The organism is Shewanella sp. 125m-7 (genome assembly GCF_052977045.1).
In genome coordinates this window covers 17,169-41,782 of sequence record NZ_JBRILQ010000002.1, presented here as the reverse complement: position 1 = coordinate 41,782, position 24,614 = coordinate 17,169, and the positions used below count along the sequence as shown (strand labels likewise).

General features: G+C 44.1%; 15 protein-coding genes. 11 read left to right on the top strand and 4 right to left on the bottom strand.

Features of this window, described 5'->3' with window-relative positions; all coding sequences use genetic code 11:
- Positions 1 to 98 precede the first annotated feature (98 nt).
- Entirely contained in the window at positions 99 to 593 is a 495-nt protein-coding gene (locus ACVBIL_RS01095; RefSeq protein ID WP_447165279.1) for a peptidylprolyl isomerase, read from the top strand.
- A 10-nt stretch (positions 594 to 603) separates the two neighbouring features.
- Entirely contained in the window at positions 604 to 1,320 is a 717-nt protein-coding gene (locus tag ACVBIL_RS01090; RefSeq protein WP_447165147.1) for a UDP-2,3-diacylglucosamine diphosphatase, read from the top strand.
- 132 nt (positions 1,321 to 1,452) lie between these two features.
- Here the strand turns inward: ACVBIL_RS01090 and miaE are convergent, their stop codons facing one another.
- Complete coding sequence (gene miaE, locus ACVBIL_RS01085; protein ID WP_447165278.1) at positions 1,453 to 2,241, bottom strand: tRNA isopentenyl-2-thiomethyl-A-37 hydroxylase MiaE; 789 nt, start codon at positions 2,239 to 2,241, stop codon at positions 1,453 to 1,455.
- Between the two features lie 216 nt (positions 2,242 to 2,457).
- On the opposite strand from miaE, the gene ACVBIL_RS01080 reads away from it, so the two are divergent.
- The gene (locus ACVBIL_RS01080) at positions 2,458 to 3,054 is read left to right on the top strand and encodes a Yip1 family protein (protein ID WP_447165146.1); all 597 of its coding nucleotides are present in this window, start codon (positions 2,458 to 2,460) and stop codon (positions 3,052 to 3,054) included.
- Positions 3,055 to 3,203: 149 nt separating this feature from the next.
- Here the strand turns inward: ACVBIL_RS01080 and glnS are convergent, their stop codons facing one another.
- From glnS to ACVBIL_RS01065, 3 genes are all read right to left on the bottom strand, one after another.
- Positions 3,204 to 4,874: a glutamine--tRNA ligase gene (gene glnS / locus ACVBIL_RS01075; protein ID WP_447165145.1), complete on the bottom strand. Its 1,671-nt coding sequence runs from the start codon at positions 4,872 to 4,874 to the stop codon at positions 3,204 to 3,206.
- Between the two features lie 181 nt (positions 4,875 to 5,055).
- Entirely contained in the window at positions 5,056 to 7,350 is a 2,295-nt protein-coding gene (feoB, locus tag ACVBIL_RS01070) for a Fe(2+) transporter permease subunit FeoB (RefSeq protein ID WP_447165144.1), read from the bottom strand.
- Positions 7,343 to 7,582 (bottom strand): FeoA family protein, encoded by a 240-nt coding sequence (locus ACVBIL_RS01065; RefSeq protein ID WP_012155917.1) that lies wholly within the window; start codon positions 7,580 to 7,582, stop codon positions 7,343 to 7,345. The genes feoB and ACVBIL_RS01065 overlap by 8 nt, the downstream gene beginning before the upstream one ends.
- Before the next feature lie 442 nt (positions 7,583 to 8,024).
- Here ACVBIL_RS01065 and ACVBIL_RS01060 point away from each other — a divergent pair, with 442 nt between their 5' ends.
- From ACVBIL_RS01060 to ACVBIL_RS01025, 8 genes are all read left to right on the top strand, one after another.
- Positions 8,025 to 8,987: a DmsE family decaheme c-type cytochrome gene (locus ACVBIL_RS01060; RefSeq protein WP_447165143.1), complete on the top strand. Its 963-nt coding sequence runs from the start codon at positions 8,025 to 8,027 to the stop codon at positions 8,985 to 8,987.
- 15 nt (positions 8,988 to 9,002) lie between these two features.
- On the top strand, positions 9,003 to 11,123 hold the full coding sequence (locus ACVBIL_RS01055) for an MtrB/PioB family decaheme-associated outer membrane protein (RefSeq protein WP_447165142.1): 2,121 nt from the start codon (positions 9,003 to 9,005) through the stop codon (positions 11,121 to 11,123).
- Positions 11,124 to 11,157: 34 nt separating this feature from the next.
- On the top strand, positions 11,158 to 13,071 hold the full coding sequence (locus tag ACVBIL_RS01050; RefSeq protein ID WP_447165141.1) for an OmcA/MtrC family decaheme c-type cytochrome: 1,914 nt from the start codon (positions 11,158 to 11,160) through the stop codon (positions 13,069 to 13,071).
- 100 nt (positions 13,072 to 13,171) lie between these two features.
- Positions 13,172 to 15,355: an OmcA/MtrC family decaheme c-type cytochrome gene (locus tag ACVBIL_RS01045; RefSeq protein WP_447165140.1), complete on the top strand. Its 2,184-nt coding sequence runs from the start codon at positions 13,172 to 13,174 to the stop codon at positions 15,353 to 15,355.
- Between the two features lie 527 nt (positions 15,356 to 15,882).
- Positions 15,883 to 18,327, top strand: coding sequence for an OmcA/MtrC family decaheme c-type cytochrome (locus ACVBIL_RS01040; RefSeq protein WP_447165139.1), 2,445 nt, complete (start codon positions 15,883 to 15,885; stop codon positions 18,325 to 18,327).
- Positions 18,328 to 18,780: 453 nt separating this feature from the next.
- Complete coding sequence (locus tag ACVBIL_RS01035; RefSeq protein ID WP_447165138.1) at positions 18,781 to 21,099, top strand: multiheme c-type cytochrome; 2,319 nt, start codon at positions 18,781 to 18,783, stop codon at positions 21,097 to 21,099.
- Positions 21,100 to 21,463: 364 nt separating this feature from the next.
- Positions 21,464 to 23,509: an OmcA/MtrC family decaheme c-type cytochrome gene (locus tag ACVBIL_RS01030; protein ID WP_447165137.1), complete on the top strand. Its 2,046-nt coding sequence runs from the start codon at positions 21,464 to 21,466 to the stop codon at positions 23,507 to 23,509.
- A 116-nt stretch (positions 23,510 to 23,625) separates the two neighbouring features.
- Complete coding sequence (locus tag ACVBIL_RS01025) at positions 23,626 to 24,612, top strand: DmsE family decaheme c-type cytochrome (RefSeq protein WP_447165136.1); 987 nt, start codon at positions 23,626 to 23,628, stop codon at positions 24,610 to 24,612.
- Positions 24,613 to 24,614 lie beyond the last annotated feature (2 nt).

The following is a 24,614-nucleotide window of genomic DNA, read 5'->3' as shown; positions in this document are numbered from 1 at the left end:
TAATTAGGCAAGATAAACACTCAGTGCTTTATGGTTTTACGCAATTACGTTAGAATCCTACCATTATTAAAGCATGTTAAATGACGAGAGTTTTAAATATGATCACACTTCATACCAACCATGGCGAAATCAAATTAGCTTTAAATACTGAAAAAGCGCCAAATACTGCGGCTAACTTCTTAAACTATGCTAAAGAAGGCTTCTATGACGGTACTGTTTTTCACCGTGTAATTGACGGTTTTATGGTCCAGGGCGGTGGTTTTACTGAAGATATGGGTCAAAAACGCCCTAACGAAACAATTGAAAACGAAGCAAATAACGGTTTATCGAACAAAATCGGTACTATCGCTATGGCACGTACTTCAGATCCGCATTCAGCAACGGCACAGTTCTTCATCAACGTTGGCGACAATACTTTCCTAGACTTTAAGTCTGAGTCAGCGCAAGGCTGGGGTTACTGTGTATTTGGCGAAGTTGTTGAAGGCATGGACGTAGTTAACAAGATTAAAGCGGTTAGTACTGGTAACCGTGGCATGCATCAAGATGTTCCTCTTGAGGCTGTTATCATCGAAAAAGTAACCATCGAAGAGTAATATTGTCTCGATGCGAACTCTATTTGTGGGTGATTTGCACTTAAGTGCAAATCGCCCCGATATCACCCAAGCTTTTCTTACGTTTCTCGACACTCAACTTCACGACACCGATGCATTATACATCCTTGGCGATCTCTTCGAAGTATGGGTTGGCGATGACATCGCTGAGCCTTTTGCCAATCAGCTTGCTGATGCCATTAAACAAGCCTCAAAAAAACTGCCTATTTCCTTTATACACGGTAATCGAGATTTCTTAATAAGCACTGCATTTGCTAAACGTAGCGGCATGACACTGTTACCTGAAATCTATACCTTAGATTTGTATGGGATCTCAACCGTCATTCTGCACGGCGATAGTCTTTGTACCTTAGATAAACCTTACCAACGTTTTAGAAAATTTCGTAATATGGGCTGGGCTAAGTGGCTTTATGCGCATTTACCCCAATCTAAGCGGCTTGATATTGCCAGTAAATTACGTGCAAACAGCCAGAGCAGCAATCAACAAAAAAGCTATAGCATTATGGATGTGGAACCTGATGCGGTGCTTGGACTGCTTGACGCCACTAAAAGCCAGCAGATGATCCACGGTCATACTCATAGGCCCGCAATCCATCAACTGGGCAACGGCAAACGCCGTATTGTTGTTGGTGATTGGTATGAGCAAGGCAGTATGTTAAGTGTCAGCCAAGATAATATTGAGCTAATAGAGCTACCTTTCGGCAAGTAGTCTATCACTTGCCGTTATTTTTTCTGCTAATCCCTACTCTTGGCAAACATTAACAACATTCACTTTTAAACCTGCCTTTAAACCTACCTTTAAACAATATGGCCATGCCACTTAGCATTAAGCCGCTTAACGTTAAGCAACGTCACAATGCGTTGCAGTAACTGGCGCGCCGCTATGGAACTTAAAATCTTCATCAGCTGACATAATCAGCTCGGCTTCTATCGCAGCAAAGTGTGCCACCCGCTCACTAATATCTGTTGCTGAAATAGCCTGAGCTAAGGTTAAATAATCTTGATAATGACGCGCTTCACTGCGCAGTAAGGAAACGTAAAATTTCTTTAGCTCATCATCTAAGTGCGGCGCCAGTTTGGCAAATCGCTCACAGGATCGAGCTTCAATAAATGCGCCAACAATCAATTTATCGACCAAGGTTACAGGATCATGTGTTCTCACCTGTTTCATCATGCCTTTAGCGTAACGACCAGCACGCGCACTCTGGTACTCAATACCGCGGTTATGCATAATTTCAAGCACTTGCTCGAAATGATGGAACTCCTCTTTGATTAAGCGCACCATTTTAGCAATCAAGTCAGCACTATGAGCAAAGTCGCTGCGACCAACTAACTCAGCAGCTAATTCATTCTTCTTGCTATTGTTACCTAAGAACGTCTCTACATCTCTATCTTGGCTGTAGACAAAGTCAGCATAAGGTTTAGCCCAGGCTTGCAATACATGGCCACTTTGCTCATCAACAGCATATTTACGTACCACAAACATTGCCGTCTGAGCTGCTTTTAATTCACAGTTACAGTGATCAATCAACAGACCTTTTAATCGCTCAGGCTTTTTTGCTTCGTTAATCCAGCTATCTGGAGTTTCACATTGTAAAAAGGAATAAATTGGCGCTAATAACTGCTGTATAGCTGAGTTCATCTAGAGTCCGTCGAGGCATTGTTAATGGCACTATTTTATCAGCAAATCTCAGCACAATCCTAGCTTTAAGCCTATGCTTAATTCGACAGGCTTGACTCTTAGCAGATTTTGTTCAATAAATAGCCTTAGAGCTGTAACAAGTTCGTCTGCAGTTTGGCGAGCCAATTTAATATAAAAGTTAAATGCTAAACGAGGATAATTATAATGATATTGAATCACTTAATGGGGCTATACACTCATCCAAAGGAAGAGTGGCAAACAATTGAGAAAAACCACGAAGCACTGCGCAGTAGCTTAAGCCACATCGTCATCATTGCACTCATCCCTGCTATTTGTGCGTTTATCGGCACATCTCAAATCGGTTGGGACTTAGGTGTTGGAGAGCGTCAGTTCTTAACATCACAAAGCGCTATAATCATGTCTACTGGAATGTATTTTGGTCTAATCGCCGGGGTATTTGCCCTCGCCTACCTTGCATTTTGGATGGCAAAAACCTTTGATGCAAAACCTAGCTATACCCAAGCACTAGAGCTCGCCGCCTATACCGCTACACCACTATTTATGGTGGGTTTAGCAGCGCTATATCCTACGCTCTGGTTTATTATGGTTGTTGGACTTGCAGGCCTTGCTTACTCGGTTTACCTACTCTACACCGGCGTGCCAATTATCATGAACATTCCTGAAGAAAAGGGCTTTATTTACGCAAGCTCAATGGTAACAGCAGGATTAGTGTTACTCGTTGGACTAATGGGCTCTAGTGTGATTCTTTGGAGTATTGGTTTCGGCCCTATGTACCAATAAGCGATGCACTGTCTGTAAAAGGTTGTTCAAAAGAGTTTAAATCTAACTCTTAGTGGCGTGACAGAAAAGTAAATGACAAAAAAGCCGACATTGAGTCGGCTTTTTTAATCTCAAAACAAGCTACACATAATGTTGTAGCTTGACAGGATTTACTCGAAAGTATCTCTTAATGGCACAGTTAGGTTAAACACTAACTTGTCTTCGGTAGAGTCTTTGCTGTCGGCGCAGAAGTAACCTTCACGCTCAAACTGATAAGCTTTTTCAGCTTCAGCATTTACAAGGCTTGCTTCAACAAGACCATGCTTAACGGTTAGTGAGTGCGGGTTGAGCACTTCATCAACAGACTCTGCAGCAGCAGGGTTCGGATCGTTAAACAATCTCTCATACATACGCAGCTCAGCAGGCTTAGCAGTAGTCGCTTCAACCCAATGAATAACGCCTTTTACTTTACGACCATCGCTTGGGTTTTTACCTAAGGTCTCATCGTCATAAGTACAGAAAATAGTGGTGATGTTGCCATCAGCATCTTTTTCACAGCGCTCGGCTTGGATCACGTAAGCATTACGCAAACGCACTTCTTTACCTTGTACTAAACGCTTGTACTTCTTGTTGGCTTCTTCGCGGAAATCATCAGCATCGATAAATAGTTCACGACCAAAAGACAATTCACGCTTGCCCATCTCTTCCTTGTTAGGATGATTTGCCGCATTGATGATCTCAACTTGTCCTTCAGGATAGTTTTCGATAACCACTTTAACAGGGTTAATCACTGCCATTGCGCGTGGCGCGAATTCATTGAGTTCTTCGCGAATACATGCATCAAGCATGGCAACTTCAACCATATTATCTTGCTTAGTCACACCGATGCGCTTACAAAACTCACGGATAGAGGCTGCGGTATAACCACGGCGGCGGTAGCCAGCAATAGTAGGCATACGCGCGTCATCCCAACCTGCTACCAAGTTGCGAACCACTAAGTCATTAAGCTTTCGCTTAGACATCAATGTGTATTCAAGGTTTAGTCTTGAAAACTCATACTGACGCGTTCTGTTTGGCGCTTGGAAATCATCAAGATGATCTAAAACCCAATCGTACAGTCTACGGTTATCTTGGAACTCAAGCGTACATAGCGAGTGAGTAATGTTTTCAATCGCATCAGAAATACAGTGAGTAAAGTCGTACATTGGGTAAATGCACCACTTATCGCCCGTCTGATGATGATGAGCAAAACGAATACGGTAGATGATAGGATCACGCATGCACATAAATGGTGATGCCATATCAATCTTAGCTCGAAGCGAACACTCGCCTTCTTTGAACTCACCTAAACGCATTTTTTCAAATAGCGCCAAGTTTTCTTCAACTGAGGTATCGCGGTATGGGCTGTTCTTACCTGGCTCTTTAAGCGTGCCACGGTACTCACGAGTTTCATCACCATTTAAGAAACAAACGTACGCAAGGCCTTTGTTGATTAACTCAACAGCATACTGGTGTAGTTGGTCAAAATAGTTTGATGAATAGCGAATATCACCATCCCACTGAAAACCGAGCCACTGCACATCGGCCTGAATAGAATTGACGTAATCGATATCTTCTTTTTCAGGATTGGTATCATCAAAACGTAAGTTACATTGACCTTTGTAGTCCTGTGCAATGCCGAAGTTCAGGCAGATAGACTTAGCGTGGCCGATATGAAGAAAGCCATTTGGTTCAGGCGGAAAACGAGTTTGTACACTCGTATGCTTACCCGTGGCTAAATCTTCATCTATGATATTACGTATGAAGTTACTAGGACGTACTTCAGTGTCCACATGACTCATGGAATTCCTCTTTGCGAACGATGATTAAAGACTAAAAATGCATAATCCTACAGTTTCTGTAAAGGATCAACGGCTGAGGCTTAAAAACCTAGCTAATGGCTATAGCATAAGCACTTATAGCGAAAAAAGCAGCGAATCATCGCTGCTTTTTATTACTTGATAACAGTATACGCTATTCGCGTTATTCCGTAATCACTTTAATGCCAGGGATAATGGTTTGGGTTTTCTTACCCTTTTTCTTTAGCCATGCATAAAACACGACTAAAGCTACAGCGAAGAAGCCAATCCATAAGCTTGACTGCAATGGGTGCTGAGCAAACGTTGCACCTTGATAAAACACAGTTGCAGTGCCGTATGCCAAAGCAAATGTCCAAAGCCCTGCAAATGTTGCCCAGCGACGACCAAACTCATTCACCAATGCGCCAATAGCGGCCACACAAGGTGTGTATAGCAAGATAAACAGTAAGTAAGCAAATGCAGCAGTAACCCCAGCGAAACCAGCTTGCAGCGCACCAAAGGTTGAAGTATCCACTTCTAACTCTTCTGAAGCAGCTTCTACCGACGACACATCACCCACTGAAATCGATAACGGATCATCTGGTGCAATACCAAATAGGTTCTCAGGGATAGTCGCTAGCGCTTCGCTAAAGGTGTCACTAAATGGTGCTAACTTTTCGTCACTTGCGCCTGCATCGGAATAAAGGCTATTTAACGTACCGACTACTGCTTCTTTTGCGAAAATACCAGTAATAATACCTACTGTTGCCGGCCAGTTATCTTGCTCAACCCCCATAGGAGCAAATAGCGGAGTAACTTTTTGACTGGCGACACTCAATATTGATTCAGAGCTATCTTCATGGCCAAAAGTACCGTCAATGCCAATTGCGTTAACAAAGTTAAGCAAGGTCACGACGATAACAATGGTTTTACCCGCGCCCATGATAAAGCTCTTAGTACGCTTGCCTGTACGCGCCATCACGGTCTTGAATTTTGGCTTCTCATAACTTGGCAGCTCCATCACTACCGCGCTGCTTGAGCCCGGTAACAATGTATTGCGCAGCAACAACCCTGTACCAATGGCAGCAAAGATGCCGATGATATAAAGCAAGAACACCAGGTTTTGACCCGATTCAGGAAAGAACGCCGCGGCAAACAGTGCGTACACAGGCAGTCTTGCACCGCATGACATAAACGGCGCCATCATACCGGTAACGATACGCTCACGCTCACTGCCTAAAGTACGTGTTGCCATAATCGCCGGGACAGAACAACCAAAGCCTACGATCATAGGAACGAACGCACGACCAGGTAGACCAATTCGGCGCATTAAGCCATCAACCACAAAGGCGGCGCGCGCCATATAGCCAGAGCCTTCAAGTACAGATAGCGCTAAGAATAACGCAGCAATAACCGGAATAAAGGTCGCCACGGTTTGAATACCTTGGCCCACACCACCAGCAATAATGGTCACTAACCAAGTAGGCGCCCCTAGACTAGACATAAATGCGCCTAGATGATCAACGAAAATAGCGCCCGCAATAATATCAAAGAAATCAATAAATGAGCTGCCCACATTAATACTGAACATGAACATTAAGTACATAACAAACAAGAAAACAGGAATACCGGCAACTGGGTGCAATACGATTTTGTCTAACTTGTCGGTAAAGGTTTCGCGATTATCGCTGTTAACCGAGCTGGTAAATACCCGTTCAACGTAATCAAAACGCGTGGTTGCCACCATGATCTCAATATCTTTGCCTTGGCTAGATAATGCTTGAGAATATTGCTCGACTTCACTGGCCATTTGGCTGTTTTTGCACTTACCGCAACCTAAGCCATTAGCTAGCATAGCTAGCGCACGGCCGCGACTTAATGAGTCATCTTTAGCTAATAAGCTAGTAACACCCGCTTCGATTTCAGTGTCGTACTCAAGTATTAGCGGCGCTTCAGACACTTTACCATCTAGTAACGCAACAAATTGCTGCTTCACTTTTTCAATATCTCGCTCTTCTCGAGAACACACAGCAATGACTGGACAGCCGAGCTCTTGGCTCATTTTTTCGACATCAATATTAATGCCACGTTCAAGTGCGGCATCAATTTTGTTAAGCACAACGACTAGCGGGATCCCTAACTCACGTAGTTGCACCGTTAGATATAGATGACGTTCAATATTGGTGGCATCAACTAAGTTAATAATGCCGTCAATCGGTTGGTCAGCGAGGTATTGTTGAGCGATCTGCTCATCAAGAGAACAGTCACAGCTGTTTCCTGCAGGCAGTAGATCGTAGATACCGGGTAAGTCAGTCAAGAAGACATCTGTACCTTGCAGCGCAAATTGCCCCGTCTTTTTCTCAACCGTTACACCAGACCAATTACCGACTTGTTGATTAGAGCCAGTTAATGCATTAAATAATGTTGATTTACCCGCATTAGGGTTACCGACAGTTACGCAGTTAAATTGTTTAGCCATTCGCTTTTTCAACCTCAATAATATCTGCTAAATCGCGACGCATACATAACTTACTGCCACGGATATCCAGTTCAACGCCCGAGCCCATAGGCGCTCTGCGGATGAGGGAGAATCGAGTATTTGGGGTAATCCCCATTGAAAGGAGTTTGCGTTTTACTACAGCTGGCAAGTCTATTTGACCCACTTGAGAAATTCTGGCTACATCGCCTGGATTCAATTCACTTAACTTCATTGTGCATTCCACCTATTTACAGGCCCCGACTCTCTTTGAAATTAATGTTGATTCTAAAGGAGGCGAATAAATAATAACTTTACCTAGATCAACATTTAGGACTGTAAACGATAATAATTTTCAATTGTGTTCGCTATTATGTGACAAATCTCTCAACTAATAAACGCCTGCCTGAAGATAAACATCACCCATCTCAATACTTCCAATTAAGAATGGTTGTTATTTACACTTTTATATCACAACCATGAGCAAACCACTAAGTGTGACCGATATCACACTTTAAGAGTAAAACCCTTTAGTAACAGCAAACTCAAGTCATAAACACCCCACAATTGTTATGGGATTGTCACAGTTTTGTTCTATTATTCCATATTAGTAATTTACATTATTACTAATATTTAATTATTAAAAAATAATCGCTTTAAAGGCGAATGGGAATGAGATGATGAACAAGAACACTGGATGGTTCTCTGGCAACCTTGTGCGCCTGCTGTTAATAACGCTAGTGGCATTAAGTACAAGTGTTTTCTCCGCGCCGTGGGACGACCAAGATCCACAAGAAGTAGAAGCCATACTCGACAAAAAATTTGCCGAAGGCCAATACTCACCCAAAGGTGCAGACTCTTGCTTAATGTGTCATCGCAAGAGTGACGAAGTTATGGCGCTATTTGATGGTGTTCATGGCAGTAACGCTCAAGGGTCGCCAATGGCCGATCTTCAATGCGAGGCGTGTCATGGCCCCCAAGGTAAACATAATCGTGGTGGCAAAGAGCCTATGATTACCTTTGGTTCAAACTCCCCCGTTCCCGCTGAAAAACAAAATAGTGTTTGTATGAGTTGTCATAACGATGATCAACGTATGGCTTGGCAAGGTAATCACCATGATAATGCTGATGTCAGCTGCGCCGATTGCCACCAAGTCCATACAGGACATGATCCAATAGCAGATAGAAGTACTGAAGTGGCGGTCTGTACCAGCTGTCATACTCAGCAAAAAGCAGACATGAATAAACGCTCTTCACATCCATTAAAATGGCAGCAAATGGTATGCACCGATTGCCATAATCCCCACGGCAGCTTAGCCGATGCCAATCTTAAACAGATGAGCGTCAATGAAAATTGCTATTCCTGCCATGCGGAAAAACGCGGACCAAAGCTTTGGGAACACGCCCCCGTTACTGATAACTGTGCGACTTGCCACAATCCTCACGGCAGTGTCAATGAAGCCATGTTAACCACAAAACCTCCCATGCTTTGCCAGCAGTGTCACGCATCTGTCGGTCACACATCGAATGCCGTCTTTGGCGGCCAACCTAACGCATTTAACGCTGGACAGAGCTGTATGAACTGCCACTCGCAAGTTCATGGTTCAAATCATCCATCTGGCAAATTACTACAGCGCTAACAAGGAGTGGCCGTTATGTTTGGAATAAACAAAAATATCAACACGGGGCAGCAACTATCCATACTCGCGCTGGCAATCAGTGCCTGTATCTCTCCGGTGTTTGCAGACGGCTATGGCATACAAAATGTCAATAGAGAGAAAGCAAACACCGCTGAGTGGGAATGTAAACGCTGTAGCCTTGAATCTGGTTTTAAAGGCAGCGTCGGCGTAGGTGCTGCTTATAATGATGCATCAGATATTAATTTTGGCAATATCACAGGTACAGATACAGATGGCACCGTAGGTCACCTAGAAGCTGACTTAATCAACAAATCTGAGTCAGGTTATCAAACATCATTCGTTGCCGACAAACTAGGCTACGACACTGGCAGTGCTCGCTTAGAAACAGGACGTCCTGGGCAATATAAGCTGGCATTAGGTTATCGTGGTTTTGCTCGATACAACACAAATTATGCGCTAACACCTTATATCAATAGTGGTGATGATCTTTTACTGCCAACAAACTGGCAAGCGGGTGCAGTTACCTCGCAAATGCCAAGCCTGTTAGAAGATATCACTGACGTAGACTTAAAAATTCAACGCGATCGATTTTTAGTTGATGCGCAATACAAAAGCTCATTTTATCAAGCTGACATCAATTACCAACATGAGAAGCGACAAGGCAAACGGACATTTTCAGGAAACTTTCTCACTAATAGTGCCATGTTGGCACAACCAATCGATGACACCACCGACGAACTTGGGGCAAAAATTTACTTTAATGGTCGCGGCTGGCTCGTTGGTATTGACTCAAGCTTTAGCCAATATAAGAACGATCACACAGCCTTAGCCTGGCAAAATGCCTTTACGCCAACATTTGGCGCAGCCTATAGCGGTCAGAGTGCGGTATCCCCAGATAACAAGGCATATCGTATTGGTGCAAATGCTCAACTTGGCGGCAATGGCCATCAAATATTAATGCATTTAGGGGTAGCAAGCTTTACCCAAGATGAAGCTTTCTTGCCTGCGACAATCAATGGACCAAGCCCCGCCTTGCCAACAACCAGCCTTGACGGCAAAGTTAATACCACTGATATGAAACTCAAATACACAGGCCGTGTCATGCGAGGGCTAAGTCTAAGGGCGAGCTATGACTATTCAGATAGAGACAACAAGACGGCACTCAATGCCTACCCTCAAGTCATTACCGACAGCTATTATGCTGGCAGCGCAATCAACCCTGAGTACGATAGAACCAAGCAACAAGCCAAGCTAGGTGCTAAATACCGCTTTACGCGCGCTATCTATCTTGATGCTGGTTATCGCTATGATCACAACGATTATAGCGACTTAGATAGAGACTCTTTGCAACAAAATGGGCTGTTTGCTCGAGTGAACTACCAAATGACACCCGCTTGGAATGCTTGGTTTAAAGCTGACTTTAGCGACAGAACAGGCAGTGCTTATAAAACAGTCAACACCACTAATAGCCTGAGCAATCCTTACCTTAGAAAGTCCTACTTAGCAGACAGACAGCGTCAAGAGTATCAACTGAGTGTGAACTATAGCCCAGAGTCCAACCTCTCTGCGAGTGCGAACTTAAATGTCACTAATGACGACTACGACGATACATTAGTTGGCTTAACCAAGGTCAATACCCAAGGCTATGACATCTCTGCTAGCTATCTATTAAGCGAAGATATCATCATCAATGCTTACCTGAATCAAGATTGGCGTGATAGCGATCAAGCTGGTAGTAGCAATTTTGGTCTGCCAAATTGGTATGTCAACACCGATGACCAGTCCACCTTAGTTGGCACGGGTATCGCGTATTTACATCTATTAGATAAGAAATTGGATCTTGGCTTAGATTACGCTTATTCAGATGGTCAGAGTGATACCGAAATCACCCAAGGGCTCACCTCACCTTATGGTGACTATTTTGCCAAGAAACACAACATCAATGCCTTTGCCAAATATCAGCTTGGCGAGAAAATGGCATTACGTTTTGATTGGATATTTGAAAACTATAAGGATTCTGATTGGCTAAACCAAGGATTAACGGTCGATTCAATTCCCAACGTCTTAACGTTTGGTGACCTTAACCACAATTATAGTGCTAACTATGTTGGCCTAACATTCAGTTACCAGCTATAGCCATGTCAATTAAAAGGAATTCAAGGACGTCAATATGAAACGAGTCACTCAATCACTGCTAGCTAAAAGTATTCCTCTAACGCTAATTGCCATGTTAACCGCTTGCGGAGGCGACGATGGTTCACCGGGTAACCCTGGAGAGCCCGGTGGTCCACCAGCAAGCGAAATTAACAGTTTGGATATCACTGTAAATGAAGTGCTATTCGACTCTGGTGTAGCAACAGTTAACTATCGCATCACCAATGAAAGCGACGAACCTGTAGTGGGTATTCCATCTGCCACCTATATTGCGGCGCAACTACTGCCTCAAGGTTATACCAACGCAGGTAATGCCAGTCAGTGGCAATACTTTACCTCAGAGTCTTGCTCTAGTAGTTGTGACGGCGAATTTGTTGACCATAAAAACGGTAAGTACAGTTACACATTTAGCGCTCCGTTTAATGGCATGAACGATATTGCTTTTATTGAAGGTACAACACAACGTGTGGTGATCAAAGTTGGCGGTGACAGTTTAGCCGACGGCACAGCACTACCTATCACTAATCAATACTTAGACTGGCAAGATGAAGGCAATGAACCTGCCTATACTCGAGATATTCTCGATATGCAGAGCTGTAATACTTGTCATGATGACCTATCTTTTCACGGCAGCAAGTACAATGAAGTGGAGACCTGTGTCACCTGTCACAACCTCACTAAAGTCAACAATCCTGGCAATGTGTTCGCCCCAATGGTTCACACTAAGCACTTAACCGGATTTCCTGTATCACTGGCTGACTGTCAAACCTGCCACGCTCCCGATGAGTTACTCGCCCAAAATATGAACTGGGCTCGCGTACCGACTATGGAAGCCTGTGGTAGTTGCCATACCAATATCGACTTCCCAGCGGGTCAGGGCCACCCAACTCAAGTCGATAACAGCAACTGTGTCGCCTGTCATAACTCAGATTGGACCATGAGCGCCCACAGCCAAACAGATACAGATGCAGTGCTTGGGCAATTTAGCGCCGAAGTCATCAGCGCAGAGCTCACAGGTAATACAGTTAACTTCGCCATAAGACTGTCAAACCCGGCAACGAATGAGGTTTATACAGACAGTGCCGATAAGCTTAGCTTTATTAATGATCTGCGTGTTTATGCCAACTGGGGCATCAGTGTGGATTATACGACTCGCAGCGCTAAATCGATAAAGCTGCAAGACGCACAGCCCATATCTGGCAGTAATGGCATTTACCATTACCAAATTGCCGGACTCACCTTAAGTGCAGATCCAGCAACAGATAAAGGCACACTCGCCCTTCAAGGTAAATTATGCAGCGATGCAACTATGTTAGCTAATTGTGATGATACCGAGTCAACTACCACGATGAAGTCTAGCCATCAATTCTTTAGCGCCACGACCATTACTGAAGTTGGCCGCAGAGTCATCGTCACCAATGAGACATGTGGTAGTTGTCATGGCGATCAGCAATTGAACTATCACGGCTCTCGCAATGATCTTGAAGGTCAATGCCAAGTTTGCCACAACCGTAATATGCAAGCAGACGCATCCGCAGATAATCCTGGTGCATCAACCGCTGATTATAAGCATCTTGCCCATACCCTTCATGCAGGCTCTCGTGAGAGTTACCCTAACATCAACTACCCCGGCAATATTGGTAATTGTGCCCAGTGCCATACGTCTGATGATGCGGGCATATTAACCGCCGCCCTGCCACTTGACAGCACTGTGCAGCCACTGGCCTTTAATGATGGAACCTTCACCAGTGCAACCTCTGCTATTTGTAGCGATTGCCATTTAAGTGAAACGGCCAAATCACATATGACTCAACAAGGTGGTGTATTTAAAGGCACTGAGGCCGATGCTATGGCGGGCACTGAAAGCTGCGCAACATGTCACGGCCAAGGCGCTGCGTTCGATGTGTTAAAGGTTCACCCAATACAGTAAGAAATAGAGGCCTAGAACAGATGTTTTAGGCCTTATTTATCTGAGATAAAAAACAGTTTGTGATGTAAAACTGATGGTAAAAAACTCGCGACATAAAAGAATGGAACGCATAATTATGGATAACAAAATTAGACACTTAAAACTGAGTTTACTTGCGCTCACCGCCTCAGCCTTACTCTTTGGTTGTAGCGATGGTAACGACGGAGCTGACGGAAAAGATGGTGTAGTTGGAGTCAATATCGATTCGGCCACTAGCGTGCAGGCGCAATTTACCGAAGCAGCGGTTACTGATGGAGCTGTTACCGTGAACTTCAACTTAGAAAACGCTAACGGTGTAGCCGTACTCGGTCTAAATAAAGATTATGACTTGCGCTTTGGCATCGCCCAGCTTGCCAAAGTGAGCGAAACCATCGATGAAGTCGAGTATGACCGAGGTTATCAATGGCAAGCCTATATTAATGCGCTAAAAGAGCCTGGCACACCTCCTGCTGACACGAGCGACCTAAATCCTTCCCCACAATATCAAGCAAATGTTGAAGCTGCGAGTAATTGTGATGACTGTTTAGTCGATAATAATGATGGTAGCTACAGCTACACTTTTCAACAAAATATCGCCAACGTGACTGAACCACTCGCAATCACCTACGGTGAAGATAATACCCATAGAGCAACAATGGAGCTAAAGCTTCCCCAAGCAACGGCTAATGCACATTACGACTGGCAGCCCTCTACTGGTGCGACAACCGATATTCAAACGCGTAATGTCGTCACTATCGAAACTTGTTATACCTGTCATCAGCCTGAGAGTCTTGAGCTTCACGGCGGTCGACGCATTGCGTTAGCTAACTGTGCTAGCTGTCATACATCGACCTCTGGCGATCCAGAAAGCGGCAACAGTGTCGATTTCACTTACATGATCCATGCCATTCATAAAGGCCAAGATAGAGAAACCAGCACACCCGACGGTATGATACCAGCGCCATATAAAATTGTGGGTTACGGTGGCAGCGTGCATGACTACGGTAAAGTGATGTTCCCGCAGAAGCCTGCTGCAAACTGTGCCTCTTGCCACGTTGAAGGCGAAGGCGCACCAGCAAATGCAGACTTGTTTAAAGCTGACTTAAGTAACACAGCTTGTATTAGCTGTCATACAGAGAAGCCATCTCAAAACCATAGCAGTACCAATTGCGTAGCTTGTCATAACTCAACCGACACTTACCCGGGTACAGGTAGTGCAGAAAAACGTCACGGCGATGTGTTAAAGGCATACGTTGACGCCAAAGCCATGGGCGTTATGTTCAGTAATGTCGGCCTTGACGGTAATGGTAAACTCACATTTGACGTTCAAATTCAAGATGCTACAGGCGCTGCAATAGGCTCTGAGTTTATCGAAACTGGCACCCGCGTAGTTGTAGCCTGGGACACTAACAAAGACTTCCCAGCCTATAGCGACGCCTCATACAGCCAGCGTCGATTCAAGCTATCAGACGGCACCTATGATGCGCCAACGAAAACCTTCACGATTGTGGGTAGCACATTTGATATGCCAGTAGATGCTGATGGAAAGACCTTTGAACTTTGGTCAGCAATCGAAGTCTGCTTCAATAATGGTGGATATGCAGTAGCAGAAATCGTTATGACAGCATGTTCAGATAAGACTCGCTCGGTAGCGGTTAAAGAAGCGCCTTATCAATTTGTTTGGTCCGGCACAGGAGTCGATGACACTATGCAGGCAGCTATGCGCCGCTCGATTATCGACGCAGCAAAGTGCCAGAGCTGTCACAATCAAGAAAACTATCATTATAACAACGGCTATAACTGTCAGACCTGCCATACATCAGATAAGCCGACCAAAGAATCTGTTAGAAATTCTGGCGAATATGACAAGGCGACAAGTTATGCCTTTAAAACCCATGAGGCTGAAGGTCATTACCTTAAGTACGCCGGTGTTCATTCAGGTACCGTACTAAAAACTGATTGTACAACTTGTCATACCCTCCAAGAGGAAGACGTTGTTGGCATACAACTAGGCCGCGCTCCTGATAGAGTATGGAATTATCCAAACCTTGAAACCAAAGAACAAGCCGGTATTTGGGTGTCTTCCGATGCAGGCGCGTGCTTAAGCTGTCATCAGAAGTACTTAAGCGACTCAGGAGCAAATCATATCGTTGCCAATGGCGGTATTTTAGATGGTATGAGCGCTGATGATGTAAGAACTCGAGCTGCAGAAGCATGCTCTACCTGTCATAATCCAGCGCAGTTAATGCAGATCCACGGTAACTAACTGTCGATGTGATTAATACTCGCTAAAGTAAAACTAAAAAGAGGCTACGGCCTCTTTTTTATTGCCCTCTCACCGCTTCGACAAACAATAAGCTAAACAACAAGCTGATTGATTTAACATTAGCACCAACAAGACTCAACTCAACACAAACATCAAACACTCACTGAATAACATTCACCCCCTACAATGTAAAAATTTGGTTAACCATCAAAGCAAAACCATGGCGGCATGTTTGATTCAAATCAATTTCCTATACAAATTAACCTAATTGCTTAAGTCTAACTTAAGCTTTAACTGCTCAAAATTAATACAGGCTTAAAGCTGGCATTAGACTCGATATAACTATATGTAAATAATGGGTATTAACATAATTTAACACCCTATTATTCAGCGGATGACTCAGTTCACATTTAATCCCCTCACCTCAAAGTCAGCTACCTCTTTTGAGTAGGATCGTGTTGAGGAAGATCCTCATGCTAAAAGAGGTACAAACCTCACAGCAGATATAACCTATGCAGGGAATAAAAATGATGATGAATCAAAATAAAATTAAACATGCTGTCAAATCAGCCATTGGCCTAAGTATGCTCTCAGTAGCACTTGTCGGTTGTGGTAGTGACGGCAAAGATGGTGAAGACGGCGAAAATGGTAATATAGGAGTCGATATCCAGCAAGCCACAAGTTTGCAAGCGAGTATTCTCCATGCCACTGTCACTGAAGGCATTGTCGCCGTTGATTTTGAGCTAGAGAACGCCAATGGTGTTGCCGTATCAGGCTTAGAGTCATTCGATGACATTAACACCTTGGGCTTTGGCATCGCTAAGCTTGATGCACTGCAAAAGCGCGATATGCATGCTGTAGGCCAGCCAGCTACGCCAGAACAGTATAAAGGCACAAAGCCTACTCAATGGACCAGCTATATAAACACAGTGAAGAGCGCTAATTTAGAGCACATTCCAGAGGGTTATAACCATCTCGCTGGCAACCAAATTCAAGCTAATATTGAGACAGGCTGTAAAACAAAATGTATTGAGGTACTAGAGCATGGCACCTATCGCTATACCTTCTCAAAAGCACTGTCAGAATATGAGCAGATAGAAGCGGTCAATACTGAGTTTAATGCTGAGCTGACACACCGTATCACATTAGAGCTAAAACCAACGAGCACGTTTAGCGCTGCCACTCTGGTTAACACCCACTATGATTTTGTACCAGCACTCGATCGTGCAGCTAGAGCTGATGAAACACGTAATCTCGTTGATCTACAAGAGTCATGTATTCGTTGTCATAGCGATGACTACGGGCACGCATGGGCACCTAAGCTATCAATGCATGGTAGCAAGCGTATCGAAATTGAAAACTGCGTAGTCTGTCACACGACCTATTCAGGTGACCCAGAAACCGGCGCAACAATTGATTTCGGCTCAATGCTGCATCGCATCCATGACGGCACTTACCTCATGGCCGGTTACGGCGGTAGCGTGCATGATTATACCGATACCACCTTCCCGACAGATATGGGCAATTGCCAGACCTGTCATATCAATGAGGAGCACTCGCCAGCGCAAGCCGAAAACTTCCAGTTCCATCGCCAAGAAGCCTGTGCATCGTGTCACATGGCTGACTTCAATCCTGTTGATAATGCCGAGTGGTTAACTCCACCAGGAGAAAGTAAAGATCGTGGTTTTGTCGGTAACTACTTCCACTATTATGCAACACCAGAGAACGATGGTGTAGAAGGTGCAGATGTACGTGGCGTATTTGAAAACCAGTCCTGCTCAAGCTGCCATGCTGACGATAGTAACCCACAAGGCGCAGCTATATTCCATATGGCACATACCCATACACGTGAGCAAATCATCTCTGATATAGACTTAGAGTTAACTAACGCCACTCTGGCTGTTGGGAATGAGGCTAGTGTCATGACATTGACACTAAGTCATAAAGGCTTGGAAAGTCTGTTTGCCGATAGCGTTAGCAATGTTTGGTTAACAGCAGCAGGTGAAGCTGATAAGGATTTCACTAGTGACGTGGCTAATAACCAGTCTCGCAAAGTCTGGGATCTGATATCGAATGCCAATGTTTCAGCACAAGAGTCAGCATTCACTACAGACTTCACTATTGAGAATATCAAAGCCAATGACTTTGGTCTCGCGCATTCAGGTATGCTTATGGCGAAAGCGATTGTATGTACCGATAAAATGAGCCAAATGCTCACTTCTTGTGACGTGGCTGCAGGTGATGAGAATGAAATTGAACGATTAGAGGTCACTTTAGTTGCTGAAGGAACCGTGTTTGGTACCACTGAAAGCCGTCGCCTTGCAGCTTCAGAAGCTAAATGTATTAGCTGTCATGAAGGTGAATTCGATATCAAAGCCGTCCACAACCGTAATAGCAACCCATCAGATTCCGGATGTGGTGCGTGTCACTCACCCGTTACAGCGACCACTTTTACTGACGGCAACTGTGCAAGCTGTCATAACAGCAATATGACGATGTACCTAAACGCAACATCTAAGCACACGCCAGGTGATATTCAACCATTCCGTCAGCTAAATAATACCCTCGATTATCGTAATCTTGTACATACACTGCATGCCAGTAAGCGTACAAAGTCGTATGGTGATAAAGATGTAGATTCCATTACCTTCCCTAACCATTATGGTGACTGCTCGACTTGTCACGATAAAGGCCAGCTGGAGATGAAAGGTCTACATAGTTTACCGGCAACAATCACAGCAAGAGAAGGAGCGACTGAGCGCGGTGATGCCGTCGAGTTCTCGCCTATAGCAGCAACTTGTGCAGGCTGTCATACCAAAAATAGCAATTCACTAAAGGGACATGTTGAGTCTAATGGCGGTGTATTTGGCGCGCCACTAGGCAGCTATACAGGCGGTGAAAGCTGTGCAACTTGTCACGCTGAAGGTAAATCTTTCGGGGTAGACAAAGTTCATCCAACTAACTACAAATAGTCTTTAGCGTCCCCGTTATTAACGGGATAGCAGACTTAACTCCACAGCAAAGCGAGAAGTTTATCTTCTCGCTTTTTTTATGTCTAAAATACAATCAAACACGAGCGTATTGTCGCCACTATGTATCGGTAGCATAACGAAAAAACATCCAAGTAAAGAGGTGAAAACTTAAGCATCAACCAAGTAACATTTACGTAACGAACGACGTTTCATTTGCGAGCGATTCTTAATCGATAATTAAAAAAACCCTAAAAACACTGTTTTTTGACTACCTATAAAGAAATAGTCAGATCTCAATCACATAAAGCGGTTAAAACACCTGCTAATTGCTGCCCGCTTAGTTAGCCTTAGAGTTGGAAATAAAATTCCACACACTAATTGCTGCTAAATGAGAGTTGTTCTCATATAAGACTTGCAATTAGTGATGATTAAAAACTATTGCAGGGACAAAAAATGATGAACAAATTTAATCTAAGCGCTGCTTCAAAAGCATTGCTTACAGCTGGATTGCTATCACTAGCAATGACAGGTTGTAGCGGTGATGATGGTAAGAACGGTGAAGATGGTAAGCCAGGTCCAGTTGGCTCTCCTATTGGTGAAGTATCACAAGTTAAAGCTGATATCACTTCAGCAAGTGTGAGTGAAGATGGCTTCTTAACAGTAAACTTCAATCTAGCTGATGCTAATGGCGCAGCTGTATTTGGTTTACAACAAAACGATATCGGTGCAGTTTCATTTGGCCGCATGGGCAATGAAGACGAAGTTGGCACGACGGATATCGAAGGCTCTCCAAGAGAAGTCTGGTTAAGCTACTTTAACAAAGACAAAGGTGAAGGCCATTACACGGGTTCTTCATACTTCCAAGGTAAAAACTGTGAAGATTGTCTAACAGACAATGGCGACGGTAGCTACACACTAGTATTAAACAAAGCCGTTGATACTTTAGATAAATATGCTTATGACGCAGAAGCAACTAACGGCCTTTATTTAGGTGTTAAATCAGCAAACGATGCTGGTTCAACACTCGTTGATAATAGCTTCTTCTATTGGCAGCCGAGTTCTGATACAGCTCAAGAACAACCAAAAGCTGTTATTGCAAATGAAACATGTCAATCTTGTCACCGTCCAGGTCAAGATGGCTCATTAGCGATGCACGGCGGCAAGCACGTTACTCTTGAATCTTGTACTTTCTGTCATGCTGATTACAACACGTACATGAAGCAGGACAAAGATGAAGATGGCAATGCTGTTGGCGAAGCATATCAATTCGATGGTTCAATCAAGGGCATGGCTCACGATATTCACAGCCACTCTTACTATAACGGTATCTACCCACAGTCGGCTTCAAACTGCTTAACTTGTCACCAACCAGATGACAATTCAGTTAAAGCAACTGCCTCACTAACAATGGCAGATGCTTGGAAGGCTGATCTTGATACTGCAACCTGTATGAACTGTCACAACAGCCCATACGCAGTGCCAAGCTGGCATTGGGATGGCGATAAAATTGCTGAAAGTAAAGAGAACTGCGTAAGCTGTCACAGTAAAGAAACCAAGGGCTACCGAGGCGCTGAAGAAGGCCATTACTCTAAAAATAACAACGCTCAAGCAACTGAGCTTAAAGTTGTTTTCAACAGTATGACCTATGCTAAAGATGCTAAAGGTGTTGACACTATCACCGCTAATTTCAGCGTAAAAGATGGTGAAGAATTAGTACCGTTCGATCAAATCGACAAACGCCCATACAAATGGGGCGGCTTCAACAGCGCTATCGTTGTAAACGGCGTACTAACCGATGACTTCCTTGTGAATTACCAAAAAGTCGGTTGGAATAAATTAACAGCTAATGAAGATGACACTATCACTGCAGTAATTACTGCAGACGATTTCGAAATTGAGCCAATCATCACAGCTAATGCAACCATTACCCTAAGTAGCCAATTACATGTTTGTTATAGTGGTAGCGGTGTTCGTGCAGCCTGTGAATACGAAGTTGGTAAAAATGACGATGGTTCTGTAGCAACGGACATCTATGGCAATCCATCGACTGGTGATGGCAGTAACTCAGCTGATGCTCTTAAAGGCCAAGAAGCTCCTTACCTAGTGTCTGATACCTTCTATTTCAACAAAGATGGTAGCAAGTGGCAGGACACAAGCCCTGCTAAGAAAACCAGCCCACGTGCTCAACACGCTGAAATGAAAGCATGTCAGCAGTGTCATACCACGTCTATCACTCACCGTTACACCAACGACATGGATGGTTGTGCATCTTGTCATAACGGCACACGTGATAAGAAAAGTACTGGCTCTTCGAACTTAGCTTATATCGTTCACAGCAAACACTATATTTCTGATTCTAATGCAACTCCAGAAAAACCAAGCCTATTCTTCAAGAAAGCCGAGTGTCAAGCGTGTCACGGTGAAGATGGTTTCTCGCTAAGCAAAATCAAAGCTGATGCGACGCCAGTTGCATTTGGTAAGGTTCAGGATGGTGTAAATGCGGAAGGCAAACCTATCTATACCGATGAGCAACTTGTTGTTTCTCCACAAACAGCGGCTTGTGTAAGTTGTCACCAAGCACCATATGCATTGGATGGTTCAGCTGCTTCTCACATCCAATCTATGGGCGGCATCTTAGTACAAGAAGGCGTTTCTCTAAGTACATTGGGTATTCCTGCTTCAGACTACGATAAGCTAGATGTACAAGAGACCTGTGCGACTTGTCACAATGATAGCCAAATATTAGAAGCGCATTCTAACTGGGGTAAATAACTACTTACTAGTTATGCTCATAGTTAACGTGTAATACGAAAAAGGGAGGCTAAGCCTCCCTTTTTAATAAGAACAGCTTCCAGTAAGCTTTAAAAACTATTACACACTAACCATACACATAGGCTCAAGCTTGTTAACTTTTCGTATATCCGCCCCCTCCTCTTTATACCTCTTTAGAAATAGACAGATCTAGGTCACATCTTGGCACCTGTTATGCAGATTTTAACCCTACATTACGTTAGCCTTTCATTGGGGAATCTTATTTCCAGCATTGACTTAAAACGGAAATTAAAAAATTACAGTCGGCCTCGCTAAATTGAGCCACACGTTTAAGACAGTGCCAAACCTATGCAGGGAAAAAATGATGAATACTAACAAATCTAAAATAGCGCTGCTTCTCGCAGCTGGTGCTGTCTCTATGGCCTTAACAGGCTGTGGTGGCGACGATGGTAACGACGGTAATCCTGGCAATCCAGGTGGCCCCGCTGCCGATGTAATCAATGTACTTAATCTAAAAGTGACCGATGTCACTTATGCCGATGGCGTTCCGACAATCAATGTGTTTGCGACAAACGAAGAAGACCTACCTGTTGTAGGTTTAACTGCGCTTGAAGTGAAAAATGTCGCTCAACTTATCCCACAGGGCGCTACTGGTGCGGGTAATCGAGCCCAATGGCAACCGATAGGCTCTCAAAAACAGTTTGAAGATCAAAAGAACGGTAACTACCGCTTCACTATCGATAATATCAAGGTTGAGAAGTTCAATGCTGAACTGACTCAGCGCTACAACGTTATCGCCAGCGCTTCGACGCTAGCTGATGGTGCAACTACAGTTCCGCGCACAGAAATTTCACAAGATTTTTCTGGTGAAGGCTATGAGGCACTTTACACTAAGAATATCGTTTCTCAGCAAACCTGTGAAAAATGCCACGCAGAAGGTGAGCCTCTGACTCGTCGTCATAGCACTTATATCAATCAAGAGAGCTGCGCAACGTGTCATGATAGTGGCAACTATGGCATGGAAGAAGAGAAGCATTGGAATCACTTGATCCACAATATTCACAACACCGACAAGACATTCGAAAGCAAAGGCTATGTTTTTGATGGTGTAAAAGCTGAAGCACTTATCCAAAATAACTGTAAGTCATGCCACGTTGCGCCAGAAGAAGGCAATACAGAACTAGCTGAATGGGGCAACTGGTCAAGCGTTCCAACCATGGAAACCTGTACTAGCTGTCACAGCGATATCGACTTTAAAGCGGGTCAAGGCCACTCTCAGCAAGCTGACAACTCAAACTGTATCGCGTGTCATAACGCCAGCTGGACAGAAGAGTTACATACCTCTGACTTTACTCAAACTAAGGCGTTAATTAACCAATACGGTATTGAGACTACTTCTGTTGTCGACCCAAAAACCGAAAAGGCCACTATTACTATCCAAGTCGTTGATGCTAATGGTACCCCTATAGATATCAATACCATAAAGTCTCAGATCCAACGTATTGATATCATGACGAACGTAGGGCCAAATAACGTTGCCTTAAGTTATAACGATAAAGATAAAGTAACCGCTATTAAAAATGGTGTTGCTGTTTCTGAAGATAGCATTGTCGACGGTAAGCTAGTTTACACTACCACGGAAACCTTACCTTTCGGTGCTGCCAAAACTGACACAGATACCGCTGTGACCTTCGTTAACTGGGCTATGTGCTCTGAAAACGGTCAATTTGTAGATTGTACCGATCCTGCATTTAATGGTGGTGATGTAAGCAAATACACAGGCATGAAAGCAGATATGGCCTTTGCAACTTTATCGGGTGAAAAAGCAAGTACTCGCCATGTGGATTCAGTTAACTTTAGTGCCTGTGCTAATTGCCACGGTACAGAGTGGCAATCCCAATACCATAAAGGGACAAATAGCCCTGGTTTGGTCATGTCAGAGCAACTAGCCCATAGTAATGATGCTGATGGTAAACCAATTATTGGTCTAGATGGTTGTGTGACGTGTCATACACCAGCAGGTAGTTATGCTAGTGGTTTTAACAAAGGCGCTTTAGAGATGAAGCTTCATAAAACCCATAAAGAAAAAGCATCTCATGACCTGATCGGTGGTAAGTGTACCCAGTGTCACACTAGCTTCAATCTTGATGCTTTCAAGAAGAAAACTCCTATGGCGACTAACTCTGTAAAAGATGATTATTGGGTGTGGACAACAACTGGCTATAGCAGCCCTGTTACCGCGGTTTGTACAACCTGTCACGTTATTGGCGAGCCATATGTAAAACTGACTGAAAAGCACATAGAAGACAACGGTGGTTATTACCAATCCGGAGATAAACTTCCAGTGACAGAAAGCTGTTTCTACTGCCACAAGCCAACTGCAGACGACCACACTTCGATCAAGATGTAATTTGCGCAACTCTTATCAATGACTCAAGTAGTTAATAAGAGTTACTGAGTTTTGAAAAAAGGGGGAGGCCTCTCCCCCACTTTCTCTTCAAAATTGTGCAAATTTAGGAAGCTATTATGAAGATCACTAAAAAATTAAAAAACCTACTGCCAGCCTTGATGGCGACGGCGGTACTGTCACTTGGTTTCGCTCAGACGGCGACTGCGTCAAAGTGGGACGCCAAGATGACGCCAGATGAAGTTGAAGCCACTCTGGATCAGAAGTTTGCTGAAGGTAAGTACTCACCAAAAGGTGCTGATTCTTGCCTTATGTGTCACCGCAAGTCTGAAAAAGTAATGGACCTGTTCAAAGGCGTTCACGGCTCAGTAGATTCAAGCAAGAGCCCAATGGCAGGCCTTCAGTGTGAAGCGTGTCACGGCCCTATGGGTAAACATAACCGCGGCGGTAACGAGCCGATGATCGCTTTTGGTCCAGATTCAACTCTGGCGCCAGAGAAGCAAAACAGTGTTTGTATGAGCTGTCATAAAGACGACAAGCGTATGGATTGGAATGGTGGACACCACGACAATGCTGACGTTGCTTGTGCTTCTTGTCACTCGGTACACACTGCTAAAGATCCTGTTCTTTCTAAAAATACTGAAATGGAAGTGTGTACTAGCTGTCATACTCAGCAAAAAGCTGACATGAACAAGCGTTCAAGCCATCCAATGAAGTGGGCGCAAATGGTGTGTAGCGATTGTCATAATCCACACGGCACCATGAGCGAGGCCGATCTTGTTAAGCCTAACGTTAACGAAACTTGTTACTCATGCCATGCGGAGAAGCGCGGCCCAAAACTGTGGGAGCATGCACCCGTTACTGAAGACTGTGTGACATGCCACAACCCACACGGCAGTGTAAATGAAGGCATGCTAAAGACTCGTGCTCCACAGCTTTGTCAACAGTGCCACTCATCGGCTCATAGCGGTCAAGCGCTATTTGGCAACACTGAACAAGGTTCAACTGTTGGCGGTAACGCAATGACTGGCGGACGTAGTTGTTTGAACTGTCATAACCAGATCCATGGTTCTAACCATCCATCTGGCCAACTATTCCAGCGCTAACG

Excerpts from the sequence above, each read along its gene's own strand:
- ACVBIL_RS01050 (WP_447165141.1), top strand. The coding sequence starts at position 11,158 with ATGAAACGAGTCACTCAATCACTGCTAGCTAAAAGTATTCCTCTAACG.
- ACVBIL_RS01060 (WP_447165143.1), top strand. The coding sequence starts at position 8,025 with ATGATGAACAAGAACACTGGATGGTTCTCTGGCAACCTTGTGCGCCTG.
- ACVBIL_RS01030 (WP_447165137.1), top strand. The coding sequence starts at position 21,464 with ATGAATACTAACAAATCTAAAATAGCGCTGCTTCTCGCAGCTGGTGCT.
- ACVBIL_RS01055 (WP_447165142.1), top strand. The coding sequence starts at position 9,003 with ATGTTTGGAATAAACAAAAATATCAACACGGGGCAGCAACTATCCATA.
- ACVBIL_RS01040 (WP_447165139.1), top strand. The coding sequence starts at position 15,883 with ATGATGATGAATCAAAATAAAATTAAACATGCTGTCAAATCAGCCATT.
- ACVBIL_RS01095 (WP_447165279.1), top strand. The coding sequence starts at position 99 with ATGATCACACTTCATACCAACCATGGCGAAATCAAATTAGCTTTAAAT.
- ACVBIL_RS01080 (WP_447165146.1), top strand. The coding sequence starts at position 2,458 with ATGATATTGAATCACTTAATGGGGCTATACACTCATCCAAAGGAAGAG.
- ACVBIL_RS01025 (WP_447165136.1), top strand. The coding sequence starts at position 23,626 with ATGAAGATCACTAAAAAATTAAAAAACCTACTGCCAGCCTTGATGGCG.
- ACVBIL_RS01090 (WP_447165147.1), top strand. The coding sequence starts at position 604 with ATGCGAACTCTATTTGTGGGTGATTTGCACTTAAGTGCAAATCGCCCC.
- ACVBIL_RS01065 (WP_012155917.1), bottom strand. The coding sequence starts at position 7,582 with ATGAAGTTAAGTGAATTGAATCCAGGCGATGTAGCCAGAATTTCTCAA.
- feoB (WP_447165144.1), bottom strand. The coding sequence starts at position 7,350 with ATGGCTAAACAATTTAACTGCGTAACTGTCGGTAACCCTAATGCGGGT.
- ACVBIL_RS01035 (WP_447165138.1), top strand. The coding sequence starts at position 18,781 with ATGATGAACAAATTTAATCTAAGCGCTGCTTCAAAAGCATTGCTTACA.
- ACVBIL_RS01045 (WP_447165140.1), top strand. The coding sequence starts at position 13,172 with ATGGAACGCATAATTATGGATAACAAAATTAGACACTTAAAACTGAGT.
- glnS (WP_447165145.1), bottom strand. The coding sequence starts at position 4,874 with ATGAGTCATGTGGACACTGAAGTACGTCCTAGTAACTTCATACGTAAT.